Raw genomic sequence first — 14,174 nt, forward strand, 5'->3', positions numbered from 1 at the left:
TGGTCCATTGAGTGAGATTGAGGGCCGAAGTCAGGCATGTGCGCCGGCAGGACGCTGGTCATTGGCGCTGGAAGTAGACGATTCGGCGGCTTCGCTTTCGTCGTCCTCGGTTTCCAGACGGATCAGGTGCGCCGGTACGCCGGTGGCCGCGCCCCAGTAGTAAATGCCCATGGCGCAGAGTGCGACGATCACTGTGTCGAAGGGATGACTGAGTACGCCGATGCCGCCGAAGCTGCCGAGTTTCGACAGCACGATGGTCACCGCGTAGAAGCCGATCAGCCATGCCGAAGAACGCACTTGTTGGCCGAGATTGAGGTGTTGGGTTGGCACAAAACGGCCGCACAGCAGGTAAACGACAAACATCAGAATTTGCAGGCCGAGCAGCCACGACACGGTGTTCCAGCCCGACCAGTAGACGATCAGCGCAGCGATGATGAACGACAGCGGCCCGAGCACGCTCATGCCCTTGACCCGGAACGGACGCGGCATGTCCGGCGCATTGCGGCGCAGGGCGGCAACCGTGACTGGCGCAACTGCATAGCTCAGCACCAGCGCGGCAGACACCACGTTGATCAGCGCTTCCCACGACGGGAACGGCAGGGTCCAGAACACCGACAGACCGAACGTCAGCCACAGCGCCGGACGCGGGATGCCGGACTTTTCATCGATGCGGGTGAAAATCTTGAAGAACGTGCCGGTCTGCGCCCAGCCGTAAATCACGCGTGGGGTGGCGTTCATGTAGATGTTGCCGCAGCCGCTGGGCGAGATCACCGCGTCAGCGACCACCAGATACGCCAACCAGCCTATGCCCAGCGCCAGTGCGATATCGCGATAGGGCAAGGCCAGTTCCTTGGCGACGCCGGCCCAGCCGTTGGCGAGCATTTCAGTGGGGATGCCGCCGAGGAAAGCCACTTGCAGCAGCACATAAATCGCGGTGGAAAGCAGCACCGACAGGATCAGCGCAATCGGAATCGTACGTTGTGGATTCTTCACTTCACTGGCCACCGAAATGATCGGCGTCAGGCCCAGATACGCGAAGATCACCCCGCCAGCAGACACCGCCATTTCAATGCCCGACAGCCCGAACGGCGCAAAGCCATGCACCTCGAAGTTGGCCGGTTTGAAGAAGGTGAACAGCACGCCGATGACCAGCAGCGGCACGATGAACTTGAACACGCTGACCAGATTGTTGGCCATGGCGAAGGTCTTGACGCTGCGGTAGTTGAGCAGGAAAAACACGCAGAGCAGGCCGAATTGCACGAGCCAGCCGAGGGTCGTCGGATCGCTGGAGCCGACCTTGGTCAGCTCGGGAAACCACGCGGCGGCATATTGCCGGGAAGCGACCACTTCAATCGCCACCAGGCTGGAAAACGCGATCAGGGTGATGAAGCCCATCAGGTAGCCGAGCAGCGGCCCGTGGGAATAAACCGGGTAACGCACCACGCCACCGGCACGCGGCAACGCTGCGCCCAACTCGCAATAAACAATGCCCAGCAACAACACGGCGAAACCGCCCAGCAGCCAGGAGAAGATCCCCGCCGGACCGGCAATCGCCGAGACGTGACTGGCCGCAAACAGCCAGCCGGAACCGAAGATCGCGCCCAGTCCGATAAACGTCAGGTCTATCAGTGAGAGCTGTTTTTTGAACTTGCCTTGGCCTGTCATAGCGTCGCCTTTTTTTGGGTTATTGGAGGGGCGTGCAGTGGCCATACAGTGAACCGATCAAAACCGCGGCGATTGATGTTTTTTGCCGGCATCGATGACGAAATCAGCACAATTACCAAGCGCGAACGCCCGGCTCGACAGGCTGTCGGCCATCGTGCAATCTGCGCGGCAGGTGAACCGCAGAGTGGGAAGTGAGCGTCATGACGCAGAACGCATTTGCAATCCTCTGTCAGCAAGACGAGGCGAATCGGCCGCAAACCCTCGAGGATTTGCTGGCGGGCATGGCGCTGCTGTTACCGATGCTCGACGTCATCCCCAACGCGGCGATCTTCATCAAGGATGTGCAGGCGCGTTACGTCCTGGCCAACCGCACGCTGGTGCAGCGCTGCGGTTTGAAAGACTTGCGACCGCTGCTGGGCAAGACCAGCGCCGAGGTATTCCCGGCGCAATTAGGGCCGGGTTACACCGAACAGGATCGGCGGGTTCTGGAGGAAGGATTGATTCTGGAGGATCAACTGGAGCTGCACTTGTACGGCAGTCGCGAGCCCGGTTGGTGCCTGACGCACAAACGGCCGCTATACAATCGCAACCACGAAATCATCGGTCTGGCAGGCATTTCAGTCGATCTGCAAACAGCCAGCGAAACCCATCCGGCCTATCAGCGGCTGGCTGCCGTGGACGAGTACATTCGTGCGCATTTCAACCGTCGCGTCACGCTCGGTGAACTGACGCGCATCGCCGGTATTTCAGTGGCGCAACTGGAGCGCTACTGCAAGCGGGTATTCCATCTGACGCCACGGCAGATGATCCAGAAGGTGCGTCTGGAACATGCCCATCGGCTGTTGCACAGTGAAATCCCGATCACCGAAGTGGCGCTGCAATGCGGGTATACCGATCACAGCGCCTTCACCCGCCAGTTCAAGGCATCGACCGGGTTCACCCCGCGCCAGTATCGGCAGGCGACGGGGCATTAGAACGCTTACGCCTTGACCCAGCGCTGCCGGCTCCACGCACTCAGCGAATCGACCCCGAGCACCAGCACCAGCATCGCCAGAATTACCGTACTGGCCTGCGCTTCCTGAAACAGGCTCAGGCTCACATACAACATTTGCCCAAGACCACCGGCACCGACAAAACCCAGCACGCTGGCCATGCGGATGTTGTTTTCCCAGCGGTACAGCACGTAGGCGAGCAGTTGCGGGGCGAGGTTGGGCAGGGTGCCGTAGCAGAACGCCAACACCGGATTGCCGCCCTGCAAACGAATGGCTTCAGCGGGCTCGGGCGGAGTATTTTCCAGTGCTTCGGCAAACAGCCGACCGAGCACGCCAGTGGTGTGCAACGCCAGAGCGAGCGTGCCGGCATTCGGGCCGAGGCCGGCCGCAAGCACCATCAGCGCCGCCCACACCAGTTCTGGAATTGCGCGCAGGCCATTGAGTAGCAGCCGCGAGGCACTTTGCAGCGGCCAGCCAAATCGGCCTGCGGCGGGCAGGGCCAAGAGGATGCCGACCACGGCGGCGAGCAGGGTGCCGAGGGCCGACATGGCCAGGGTTTCCATCGAACCATGCAGAATCGCTTGCAGGTGCGTCGCGCTCAGGTCCGGGCTGAGAAAACGCTGCGCATAAACCCCCATTTGCTTGAGACTGGCGGCGCTGCCCAGTTCACCAAGATCAAGTCCCAGGTAGGCAAACGAGGCGATGACCGCTGCGCCAATTGCGGCGATCAGCAATAGATTGAGCAGACGGTTCATGTCAGCCTCCAGCGCAGCAGGCGGCTGAGTTGATCGGCGCCGAGCACCAGAATCAGGAAGGTCAGCAACATGCTGGCGACCTCACCGCTGGCGAACATGCGCAGCGACAGATCGATTTGCTGGCCCAAACCACCAGCGCCGACGAACCCCATCACCACCGAAGCGCGGATCGCACATTCCCAGCGATAGACCGTGTACGACAGCAGTTCCGCCGCGACATTGGGCAGGATGCCGTAGGCGAAACTCGCCAGCCGACCGCTGCCAGCCTGCATCAATGCGTGTGCCGGACGCTGGTCGGTCGATTCGAAAATCTCCGCGTAAACCTTGCCGAGCATGCCGCTGTAGGTGATGGCGATGGCCAGCACACCTGCCGCTGGCCCGAGGCCGACTGCGCGCACGAACAGCAGCGCCCAGACGATTTCCGGCACGCTGCGCAGGAAGATCAGCAAGCCGCGAACCGGCCAGCGCAGCAGGCGCCCGACACGGCTGGGAACACCGCTTCTCGATGCAGCGGAGAGCGACAAGGCGCGACTGGCAATCAGGCTCGCCGGCACCGCCAACAGCAGCGCCAAGGCCATGCCCGCCGTGGCGATTGCCAGGGTTTGCAGAGTGGCAGTCCACAGCAGTCGAAGAAACTCGCCGTCGTGCGCCGGAGGCCAGAATCCCGCGACGAAGCTGCCCATGGCGCTGCGGCTGTCAGCCTGAAACAACACGCCAAGGTTCAGCTCGCTGAGCTGGATTCCCGGCCATAACAAGGCAATCGCCAACAAGGTCAGCAGCAAGCGTGGCCCGGCAGCCGGGTCGCGTGAATCAGCGCTCAGCATCGCGGAATCTGCACGATCAGCGGCGTGGCCGGGTTTACCGGACTTTGCAGTTGTTCGTTGGCATACAGCGCATCGAGCATTTCGCGGCTGACTTTGTCGGAGGGGCTATCGAAGAGGATTTGCCCGTCGCGCAGGCCGATGATCCGTGGAAAGTGCGCCAGCGCCAGATCCACCGCATGCAGGCTCGCCACCAGCGTGACGTTATGCTCCCGGGCATGCCGCGACAGAATCGACAGCGTGTGCCCGGCCAGCACAGGGTCCATTGCGGACACCGGTTCATCGGCCAGCAGAATTTCCGGCGCCTGATACAGCACGCGAGCGATGCCGACGCGCTGCAATTGTCCGCCGGACAGTTGCTGGCAATAAGCGAACAATTTGTCGCCCAGGTCCAGACGTGCCAACGCCGCACGGGCGCCGGGAATGTCCAGCGGGTGCAACAGATTCAGCAGACTTTTACCCAGGCTCCACTGGCCGAGTTTGCCGGCCAGTACGGCGGTGACCACGCGCTGACGCGGAGGCAGCGGCGGCGCCTGATGCACCAGACCAATCCGCGCGCGCAGGCGTTGCCGCTGGTGCGCAGACAACGTCCAGGCGTTGTGTCCCAGCACGTCAATCTCGCCGCTGCTGGGACGTAACGCGGTGGCCAGCAGATTCAGCAGACTCGATTTTCCGGCCCCCGAGGGCCCGATGATCGCCACCTGTTCGCCAGGGCCAATCTGCAAATCCACACCGCGCAGGGCGTGGACTCCATTGGCGTGGCGCAGGGTGCCTTGTTTGAGGCTCAGGGTCATTTCAGCAGATCGGCAGCGCGGGCGGCTTCCTCGATACCCTTGTAGTTATCCGGGCTGGTTTCGATGAAGCGGCTGGCCGCTTGCAGATCAAGAATCTTCTTCTGCTCCGGGTTGGCCGGGTCAAGCGCCAGGAAGGCTTTTTTGATCTTCGCCTGGAGTGCCGGATCAAGCGTGCCACGCACGGTCCAGTTGTAATCGAAGTAGGCCGGAGTGGTAGCGAAAACCTTGACCTTGTTGGTGTCGACCTTGCCGGCGTCCACCAGTTTTTGCCAGACGCTGGCGTTCAGTACACCGGCATCGACTTTGCCGGCCTGAACCCAGGCCACGGTGGCATCGTGAGCACCGGAGTAGGCGACCTTGCTGAAGTAGGCTTCTGGTTTGATGTTGTCGTTTTTCAGCATGAAGTAACGCGGCATCAGGCTGCCGGAAGTCGACGACACCGAGCCGAAAGCGAAGGTCTTGCCTTTGAGGTCAGCGAGGCTTTTCACGTTCGGGTCGGCGGTGATGAATTTACTGGTGAACTGCGCATCCTGCTCACGCTGCACCAACGGGATCACCGGAGTGGTGGCATCAGTCTTCAAACGGGCCTGAACAAAAGTGAAACCGCCCAGCCACGCCATATCGAGACGATCCGTGGCCAGCGCTTCAACCACGGCCGGGTAATCGGCCACCGGGACGAACTGCACCTTCATGCCCAATTGCTGCTCCAGATAAGCACCCAGTGGCTCGAACTTGCGCAGCAACTCGGTCGGGGCTTCATCGGGGATAGCGCTGACCCGCAAGACGTCGGCGGCCTGCGCCATCAGAGCGGAAAAAGACAGGGCCAGGCCTGCGGTCAGTGCCAGGGATCGTTTGAGCATGGAATTCTCCGTTTCATGAGCGTCACATTCTAAGCGCCACGGACCATGACTCGACCGGGCGCCCATTCAGGGTAGACGAAGCGGCGAGGTTATACGCATTCCAAAGATCAAAGACCAGCATCGTTCAATGCTATTCATTACAAGGCTCTAGAGCAGGGCGCTACTACTCTTACAGCGACGCCTCCATCAGGGCCGGATATTCAGGGTCATGTTGATTCGTTCTTGGGTGTCTTGATCGATAAGGCTGCGCAGCGCCGCGAAAACCGGTTCGGTAACGGTGTATTTCTGGCCGTAGGTCAGATTGAAGCCGTAGTCGAAATTCGCCGGGTTCAGACCTTGGGTGTGCTGCAACAAGGTTTCCAGTTTATCCAGTGCCTTGACCGCTTTTGCCTCGGGAGAGACAGCGTTTTCGTAGTCGTCCCACAGCGCCAGAATCTCGTTTCTCAAGGCGTCGTCCAGTGAGCGGGTCAGTAGCAGCAGATCGTTGCGCTCCTGCTCGCCCTTGTCTGGAAAATCCGCCTGATTGACCGCCGGAATGTCGCCGTTGATGGCTTCGCCCAAGTCGTGGATGACGCACAGCTTGAGCACTTTCAGCAGATCGAGGGTGGCCATTTCATCGGCGAAAACAATCGCCATCAGGCACAGGCGCCAACTGTGTTCGGCAGTGCTTTCGGTACGTCCGCTGGAGGTGTGCGCACTTCGCAGGACGTCCTTGAGCTTCTCTGCTTCGCGCAGAAATTCGAGGCGTCCCTTGAGCTTTTCGATATCCATGAAGATGTCCGGACAGGATTGATTACGTTGTCAGCCTAGATCCGCTGCCGTGCGGCGTCCACGCATAAAATATGCGCGGCGGCTGATTCAGAGCGTTTCCACCAAGCGTGCGGCGCTGCCGTCGGACAGCGCAATACGTGTCCAGCGGCATCGGCTGGAATGAATAGGCACGAGGCTGGAATCGTTGCTGCCGGTGATAAATTCCAGTGCTGGCGGTGCCTGAAGCTCCCGCCAGCCGACGCCGTCCAGCGCCAGTTCCATGTCGAGGATTTGCGGAGTTGCGAAGCGCCAGAGTGACTCGCCCAGCAATTCGCTCAGCGGGCCGGTGAACTGCGCGGCGCGGGCAGGAGAGCAGGCCAGCAGACGGTGAGTCAAATCGCAGACCAAATGCACCGGTCGCAGACTTTCACGCACCAGTCTGGCGAGGGCCTGATCGGCGGCGCCATCGAGTCTTGCAGCGAGCAACTGTTCAAGCTGCCGATGCGCCGCAACATCCATGGCCAGCACGCCACTCTCCCAACGGGAAATCGTCGACTGGGTGACGTTGAACAGTTCAGCGGCATGGCTTTGTTTGACGCGATGCAGCAGGCGCCAGCGCCGAAGGGCGATGCCGGACAAGACTGGCTGCAATAACAGGTCGGACATGTGAGTGGTAAAAAAAGGGCTGGCAGGGCGGATAGTCTGAAGACTGCCGACGCGCCCTGCAAACCCAACTGACGATCAGGCGCCTTCGGGGATTTTCGCGATCACCTTGATCTCAAACTCAAAGCCGTACAGCCAGGTCACGCCCACTGCCGTGACCGTCGGATGCGGCGCCTCGCCCCAGAACTCGGGCACGACACTCCAGATGCGCTCGAACTTCGTTTGGGGATCGACAATGAATACGGTGACATCCACCACATCATCGAACGTGCAACCGGCAGCGTTGAGGATCGCATTCAGGTTGGTGAAGGCCCGTCGCACCTGAGTTTCCAGCTCCGGCTCGGGCGAGCCATCTTCGGTGCTGCCGACTTGTCCGGAAACAAACAGAAAACCGTTGGAGCGAACAGCCGGCGAGTAGCGATGACGCTCATAAAGTTCTTGGCGGCCGGGCGGGAAAACTACGTCACGTTGCGTCATACATTTCTCCATCAGTCAGTGAAAACCAGTGATGAAGCCACTTTAGGGGCTTGCGTACAGCGGATAAACCAGCAACCTTGGCGCTCACTGTTTGTGAAAACCAAACAATAAAAGCCTTATTGAGGTGCGAATGGACCGTTTTGATGCGATGCAGGCGTTTGCCCGGGTAGTGGAGGCGGGCAGCTTCACCAAGGCTGCCGAAACCTTGCACATGAGCAAAACCACGGTCACGCAACTGGTCCAACAACTGGAGGCACGCTTGCGCGTCAAGCTGTTGAACCGCACCACGCGCAAGGTCAACGTCACTGCCGATGGCGCGATCTATTACGAAAGAGTGATCAAGCTGTTGGCCGACATGGACGACGCCGAAACCAGCCTCTCTGGCGCCTCGTTACTGCCCAAGGGCCGCTTGCGAGTCGATGTGCCGAGTCCGCTGGCCAGTTTGATTCTGATACCGGCGCTGCCGGAGTTTCATCGGCGCTACCCGGATATCCAGATCGACATGGGCGTCAGCGACCGCATTGTCGACATCATTGATGAGAACGTCGATTGCGTGGTGCGCGGCGGCGAATTGCTCGACCAATCGCTGATCGCCCGTCGGGTCGGTGATCTCGAACTGGGTGTTTTTGCTGCGCCAGGTTATCTGGCGCGTGAAGGTATGCCCATGCATCCAGGGGAGCTGGAAGATTCGCATCATCGGGTGGTCGGTTTCCTGTGGGCACGTACCGGCAAACCGGTTCCGTATGCAATGCGCAATCAGAGTGAAAGCTTGCACATAAAGGGGCAATACATACTTGCTGTCGACGATGGCAACGCCTATCTGTCAGCCGGTCTCGCCGGGCTCGGTGTCCTTTGGTTGCCGAAATACATGTCCAGGGCACATGAGGTGCGGGGTGAGTTGGTAGCTCTGTTCGAGGACTGGCAACTCCAACCGATGCCGCTGTATGTCGCGTACCCGCCTAACCGGCATATCAGCCAAAAGTTGCGGGTGTTTATCGATTGGATTGCAGAAGTGATGGCGCAGAACGGAGCTGGCCCAAATATTGCTAATCCGCGCTCCGAGAGTGTCAATTAAATAGCGTAAATCAATAAACCTAGGGCAGCTGCTCGAACGGCACCGCTATTCACTCAAGGAGCGTCACTTACAATGAATATGTACATCGATATTGTCGGAGCTTGCAATTTAAGCTGCCCTTCGTGCCCGATGGGGAACTCGGAAAACGTCAACTTCAAGAAAGCCATGCAAGTTGAGATGTTTACCAAAATCGTCGAGAAGGCCAGATCAGAAGGTATTCAAACAATCTTTCTGTACAACTGGACTGAACCGCTGATTCATCCAAAAATCGGCGAGTTCATCGAAATCATCAACGCTGCCGGCCTGGAAAGCGGTATCAGTTCCAACTTGAATCTCGCTAAAAACATGGAAAAAGCCATGCTGGCCAATCCGGGTTTTTTCCGCGTCTCGCTGTCCGGTTTTTATCAGGAAACCTACAAGCAGGGGCACGTCGGCGGCGATATCGAAGTGGTCAAGCAGAACATGATCAGGTTGCATGAACTCAAGCAGCAACATGGTCTGCAGACGTTGATCGAGGTGTATTACCACCGCTATATCGACAACATGGAAGAAGAGGGCCTGATGCGCGAGTTCAGTGAGCGCCTGGGCTTCCGATTCACCACAGGTTACTCGGTGATGATGCCATTGGAGAAGTCACTGGCGATTGCCGAACGCGATCCTTCCGTGACGGACACCGATCGTGAAACCCTGAAACGACTCGCTTTGCCACCCTACGATGACCTGCTCAATCTGGTCCGTCACTATGCGAATCAATCGTGCTCACTGAAAGACAATTGGCTGGTACTGGACTGCAATGGCAACACGATCCTGTGCTGCACGATTTTCAATCAGACCGAGTATCAGGTCGGCAAGTATCTGGATCTGCCGCTGGCGCAGCTGACTCGCCTTAAATCGACACAGAAAAATTGCGTTGATATGTGCAACCGTTGTGCAAAAAACGGGCTGCATGTTTATTCGATGTATCCCAATCAGGGGCCATTGGAGGCGCATGCGGTCAACCGTATCATCGATTTTCAGCGACACACCATCATGGGCGTTCCCATTGAGAGTGATCAGTTGGGTCGTAACGGCGAAGTCAGCGCCGAAAACTTCGATGAAGCGCAATACCTGCACGTCAATCAGGACGTCAGAAACGCGATCGCTGGCGGCTCCTTCAGCAGTGGTTATCAGCACTATGTGCTGTTCGGCCGTCTGGAAGGTCGACAAGGCTCCGGGGTTTTTTCCCCGGCGTGACGCGACGTCAATTTCAACGCGGCCGGGTTACTGCTCGGTCGCTGCCAGACTCCTCAGCAACCATTCACTGAAACTGCGTGCCAGCGGATCATTTTCACTGTCGCGGTGCGTCAGCAGCGCCCAGTTCGGGCCACGGATGGTTTGCTCCACTAGCGGTTGCAGCAGACCACTGTCGCGCGCCTGACGGCTGAGCAACTGGCTGACCAGCGCAATCCCCAGCCCCGCACTCGCGGCGTCCAGCAGTAAGCCGGGATCGGAAAAATTCAGCCCCTGATCCTGCTGGCCGACGTCAATTCCGGCCTCCACCGCCCAATGACTCCAGTCCATTTCCCGCTCGCCATGCAGCGTGGTGCGTTGCTCTGCGGGCAGCGCTAAAAGGCTCGGGTGGCACGCCGGATAGAGGCGATCGGCATGCAGCACCTTGAAACTGCATTCGGCCTGGGAACTGATGTCGTCGCGCATCGCCAGATCGATGGTCTGGCTGGTCATGTCCGGCACTTCGTCGGTGCTGTAAATCCACAGATCGACCTGCGGATGCTCGCGGCGAAAGTCCGCCAGACGCGGCAGCAACCAGTGCCGGGCAAACGCGGGTGTGGTGTTGAGCACCAGTTGATTGGGTTTCTGATATTGGCCCAGGCGCCGAATACCCACCGACAATTGCTGGAGCATGGCTTGCGTGGTGCTGAGCAGATCGTGGCCGGCATCGGTGAGTGCGACGCTGCGCCCGCTGCGGAAAAACAGTGGCTGTTCGAGGTACGCCTCAAGGCTGCGGATCTGTTGGCTGATCGCCGACTGCGTAAGGCTCAACTCATCGGCAGCCTTGTGAAAGCTGCCCAGTCGAGCAGCCGCTTCAAAGCCGCGCAACGAGCTGAGCGGTGGCCAGTGCTTGAGCATATCGATAAGTTCCTCTAATCAGTTCTGCGCTAAATCCATCGTTTGTTTGCCTGTTTTAGCATCCGTAGCATAGCCGGCGTGAACACAATGGCTTAACTAACAGGTGCTTGTCATGCAGCAGAACGAAAATAAAAACAGTGGTTGGATGATGCCGGCGGAATGGGTCAAGCATGCCGCGACGTGGATGGTCTGGCCGCATAACAAGGCACTCTGGGAGTCGAGCTGGCGTGTGACGTTGCCAGCGGTGCAGGAAGATTTCGCCCGGGTAGCGAATGCCATCGCCCGTTTCGAACCGGTGAAACTGGTCGTCGATCCATCGGCAGTCGCCTCTGCAAAAGCATTGTGCGGGCCGAACATCGAGCTGATTGAACTGGCGGTGAACGACAGTTGGTGCCGCGATTCCGGCCCAAGCTTTGTCTGTCATCCGCAGCACGGTTTGGCCGGTGTCAGCTGGCGCTTCAACTCGTGGGGCGGCAAGTCGGCGCATGAGCTGGATGAAGGTCTGGCGCGTCGCGCACTCAATCACCTGGGGCTGGATTGCTTTGGCACCTGGTTGAGCAACGAGGGCGGGGCGATTCATGTCGATGGCGAAGGCACGCTGATTACTACTGAATCGGTACTGCTCAATCCCAACCGTAACCCGGGCGTGAGCAAGGCCGAGATCGAAGAAATTTTCACGCGACTGCTGGGGGTGAAAAAAACCATCTGGCTGCCGGGCGATCCTGACTACGTCACCGGTGACATGACTGACGGCCATGTCGATGGCGTCTGCGCCTTTGCGCGTCCCGGTGTGTTGCTGGTGGATGCGACCCATGACCAGAAGTCGGTGTACGCCGAAGTGGCGCGGGAAAACCGTCGGGCGCTGGAACTGGCGACCGATGCGCAGGGCCGCAAGTTCGAACTGATCGAACTCTATGAAGCCAGCGAAGCAGTGGACACCGAAGCAGAAGTGTTTTGCGCGTCCTACACGAATTTCTACATCGCCAATGGCGCGATCATCATGCCGGCTTACGGCATCGAGGCGGACGGCGTCGCGGCAGAAGTATTGGCGCAAGCGTTCCCCGGTCGTGAAGTGGTGCCGGTACGGATCAACAATCTGGCGCATGGCGGCGGCGGTGTGCATTGCATCACTCAGCAACAGCCAGCCTGGCCGGTGGAGGGTTGATCGATGACGCTTCTGACCGTCGCCACCACCCAGATGCCGTGTACCTGGGATTTGCAGCGCAATCTTGATCAGGCCGAGCAGTTGGTCCGCGAAGCAGCCGGCAAGGGTGCGCAGGTGATCCTGTTGCAGGAGCTGTTCGCCACGCCGTATTTCTGCATCGAACAGCGCCACCAACACTTGGCGTTGGCCGAGGAATACAGCGACAGCCGCGTACTCGCACGCTTCGCCGCGCTGGCCAAGGAGTTGGGCGTGGTGCTGCCGCTGAGCTGGTTCGAGAAGGCTGGCAACGCCTACTTCAATTCGTTGAGCGTGGCCGATGCTGACGGGCGTCTGCTGGGTGTCTATCGCAAGACCCACATCCCCAACGCCATCGGCTATCAGGAGAAGGAGTATTTCAGCCCCGGCGATACCGGTTTCCGTGTCTGGGACACCGCGTTCGGGCGGATAGGCGTCGGCATCTGCTGGGATCAGTGGTTTCCCGAAACCGCACGTTGCCTGGCCTTGATGGGCGCCGAAGTGTTGCTGTTTCCCACGGCCATCGGCTCGGAACCGGGTTGCGCGAGTCTCGATTCACGGGATCACTGGCAGATGACCATGCGCGGCCATGCCGCCGCCAATCTGCTGCCGGTGCTGGCGTCGAACCGCGTCGGACGTGAAGTGGCGACCAGCGATGCGGACTTGCAAATGGGCTTTTACGGCTCGTCGTTCATCTGCGATCACAAGGGCAAATTGCTGGCCGAAGCCGACCGCGACAGCACTGGCGTGCTGGTGCAAAGCCTCGATTTGGCGGCGATGCGCGAAGAACGCCTGAGCTGGGGCATTTACCGTGATCGCCGCCCGGAGATGTACGGCGCACTACTCAGCCAGGACGGCCGTCACCTTCATTCACGCTGGAACGCGCAAGGGGTTTGACATGCTCACTCACCACAAACGATTGCTCGGTGCTCTGGGCCTGATCCTGCTCGGTGTAATGCCGTTGGCACATGCCGAAGACAAAACCCTGCGGCTGTACAACTGGGCCGACTATTTTGCCGAAGACACGCTGACGCGCTTCACCGCCGAAACCGGGATCAAGGTGATCTACGACGTGATGGACGGCAGCGAAACCCTGGAAGCGAAAATGCTCTCGGGCGGCAGCGGTTATGACCTGATCTTCCCCGGTGACACGGTTGCCGAGCGACTGATGCGCGCGGGTAGCTTGATGCCGCTGGATCAGTCAAAACTCGACGCCATGGCCGACATCGAGCCGGGTTTGCAGAAGCTGCGCAGCCATTACGAGCATTCGAGCAAAGCCACGGTGCCCTACACCTGGGGCACCATCGGCCTGACCTACAACGTCGAACAGATCAAAAAGCGCATGCCGGACGCACCGGTCAACAGCCTGGACATGTTGTTCAAACCGGAGCTGGCGGCGAAGTTCGCCGACTGCGGGATTTCGATGATCGACTCGCCGGATGAAGCGCTGGCGGTGGTGCTGAATTATCTCGGACGCGATCCGCGCAGTGGCAAACCCGAGGATCTGGCGGCAGCCAGTGAACTGCTGATGAAGTTGCGGCCGTACATCCGCAAGTTCCAGTCGCAACCGGTGACTGATCTGGTCAATGGCAATCTGTGCCTGTCGCTCGGCTACAGCGGCGACATGACCCAGACGCAGCGCACCTCGGACAGCGCCGGCAAGACCACGAAATTCCAGTACCGCATCCCCCGCGAAGGCACCACGGTGTGGATGGACACCATGGCAATTCCGGTCGATGCCAAACACCCGGAATACGCCTACGCGTTCATCAACTTCGTCATGCGCCCGGAGAACATGGCCGCGATCAGCAATTTCACCGGTTACCCGACCTCCAACGCCAAGGCGCGAGCGAACGTCGATGCAGCGATGCGCGACAACCCGGACATCTACCTCGACGAAGCGACCTATGCTCGATTGATCCCGGGCAAGGATATTCCTCAGGCCGACATGCGGGCGCGGATGCGTACCTGGACCAAATTCAAAACCGCTACTCAACCGTGATCCATGGCCGGCG

At 59.4% G+C, this 14,174-nt stretch carries 15 protein-coding genes; 6 read left to right on the plus strand and 9 right to left on the minus strand.

Translation table 11 applies throughout. From position 1 onward, the window contains the following. Positions 1-30: 30 nt before the first annotated feature. Positions 31-1,665: an APC family permease gene (locus ACTWLJ_RS19725; protein ID WP_445178096.1), complete on the minus strand. Its 1,635-nt coding sequence runs from the start codon at positions 1,663-1,665 to the stop codon at positions 31-33. Between the two features lie 200 nt (positions 1,666-1,865). Here ACTWLJ_RS19725 and ACTWLJ_RS19730 point away from each other — a divergent pair, with 200 nt between their 5' ends. Then, the gene (locus ACTWLJ_RS19730) at positions 1,866-2,639 is read left to right on the plus strand and encodes a helix-turn-helix domain-containing protein (protein ID WP_445178097.1); all 774 of its coding nucleotides are present in this window, start codon (positions 1,866-1,868) and stop codon (positions 2,637-2,639) included. A gap of 5 nt (positions 2,640-2,644) precedes the next feature. On the opposite strand, the gene phnE is transcribed toward ACTWLJ_RS19730, so the two are convergent. From phnE to ACTWLJ_RS19765, 7 genes are all read right to left on the minus strand, one after another. After that, entirely contained in the window at positions 2,645-3,412 is a 768-nt protein-coding gene (gene phnE, locus ACTWLJ_RS19735; protein ID WP_445178098.1) for a phosphonate ABC transporter, permease protein PhnE, read from the minus strand. Beyond that, positions 3,409-4,236 carry a PhnE/PtxC family ABC transporter permease gene (locus ACTWLJ_RS19740; RefSeq protein WP_401209089.1) on the minus strand — a complete coding sequence of 276 codons (828 nt, stop codon included), beginning with the start codon at positions 4,234-4,236 and terminating at the stop codon, positions 3,409-3,411. Before ACTWLJ_RS19740 ends, phnE begins: the two co-directional genes overlap by 4 nt. After that, entirely contained in the window at positions 4,230-5,027 is a 798-nt protein-coding gene (locus tag ACTWLJ_RS19745; protein ID WP_445178099.1) for a phosphonate ABC transporter ATP-binding protein, read from the minus strand. Before ACTWLJ_RS19745 ends, ACTWLJ_RS19740 begins: the two co-directional genes overlap by 7 nt. Continuing rightward, on the minus strand, positions 5,024-5,887 hold the full coding sequence (locus tag ACTWLJ_RS19750) for a putative selenate ABC transporter substrate-binding protein (RefSeq protein WP_401209095.1): 864 nt from the start codon (positions 5,885-5,887) through the stop codon (positions 5,024-5,026). The genes ACTWLJ_RS19745 and ACTWLJ_RS19750 overlap by 4 nt, the downstream gene beginning before the upstream one ends. A gap of 186 nt (positions 5,888-6,073) precedes the next feature. Further along, on the minus strand, positions 6,074-6,658 hold the full coding sequence (locus tag ACTWLJ_RS19755; RefSeq protein WP_445178100.1) for an HD domain-containing protein: 585 nt from the start codon (positions 6,656-6,658) through the stop codon (positions 6,074-6,076). Between the two features lie 87 nt (positions 6,659-6,745). Continuing rightward, positions 6,746-7,303, minus strand: coding sequence for a transcriptional regulator (locus ACTWLJ_RS19760; protein ID WP_445178101.1), 558 nt, complete (start codon positions 7,301-7,303; stop codon positions 6,746-6,748). 75 nt (positions 7,304-7,378) lie between these two features. Next, positions 7,379-7,777 (minus strand): RidA family protein, encoded by a 399-nt coding sequence (locus ACTWLJ_RS19765; RefSeq protein WP_445178102.1) that lies wholly within the window; start codon positions 7,775-7,777, stop codon positions 7,379-7,381. Between the two features lie 130 nt (positions 7,778-7,907). Here ACTWLJ_RS19765 and ACTWLJ_RS19770 point away from each other — a divergent pair, with 130 nt between their 5' ends. Both ACTWLJ_RS19770 and ACTWLJ_RS19775 read left to right on the plus strand, forming a co-directional pair. Continuing rightward, positions 7,908-8,852, plus strand: a complete 945-nt coding sequence (locus tag ACTWLJ_RS19770) for a LysR substrate-binding domain-containing protein (protein ID WP_445178103.1) — start codon at positions 7,908-7,910, stop codon at positions 8,850-8,852. Between the two features lie 78 nt (positions 8,853-8,930). Next, positions 8,931-10,085: a radical SAM protein gene (locus tag ACTWLJ_RS19775; protein ID WP_445181381.1), complete on the plus strand. Its 1,155-nt coding sequence runs from the start codon at positions 8,931-8,933 to the stop codon at positions 10,083-10,085. Positions 10,086-10,112: 27 nt separating this feature from the next. Here ACTWLJ_RS19775 and ACTWLJ_RS19780 read toward each other — a convergent pair whose 3' ends face one another. Further along, positions 10,113-10,979 carry a LysR substrate-binding domain-containing protein gene (locus tag ACTWLJ_RS19780; RefSeq protein WP_445178104.1) on the minus strand — a complete coding sequence of 289 codons (867 nt, stop codon included), beginning with the start codon at positions 10,977-10,979 and terminating at the stop codon, positions 10,113-10,115. A gap of 112 nt (positions 10,980-11,091) precedes the next feature. Between ACTWLJ_RS19780 and ACTWLJ_RS19785 the strand changes: the two genes are divergently transcribed. Genes ACTWLJ_RS19785 through ACTWLJ_RS19795 form a run of 3 tightly spaced genes read left to right on the plus strand, consistent with a single transcriptional unit; the run spans position 11,092 to position 14,161 of the window. Next, positions 11,092-12,144 (plus strand): agmatine deiminase family protein, encoded by a 1,053-nt coding sequence (locus tag ACTWLJ_RS19785; protein WP_445178105.1) that lies wholly within the window; start codon positions 11,092-11,094, stop codon positions 12,142-12,144. A gap of 3 nt (positions 12,145-12,147) precedes the next feature. After that, positions 12,148-13,056: an N-carbamoylputrescine amidase gene (gene aguB, locus ACTWLJ_RS19790; RefSeq protein ID WP_445178106.1), complete on the plus strand. Its 909-nt coding sequence runs from the start codon at positions 12,148-12,150 to the stop codon at positions 13,054-13,056. 1 nt (position 13,057) lies between these two features. Continuing rightward, entirely contained in the window at positions 13,058-14,161 is a 1,104-nt protein-coding gene (locus tag ACTWLJ_RS19795) for an extracellular solute-binding protein (protein ID WP_445178107.1), read from the plus strand. The last annotated feature ends 13 nt before the right edge of the window (positions 14,162-14,174 follow it).

It is taken from the genome of Pseudomonas sp. McL0111 (assembly GCF_052567255.1).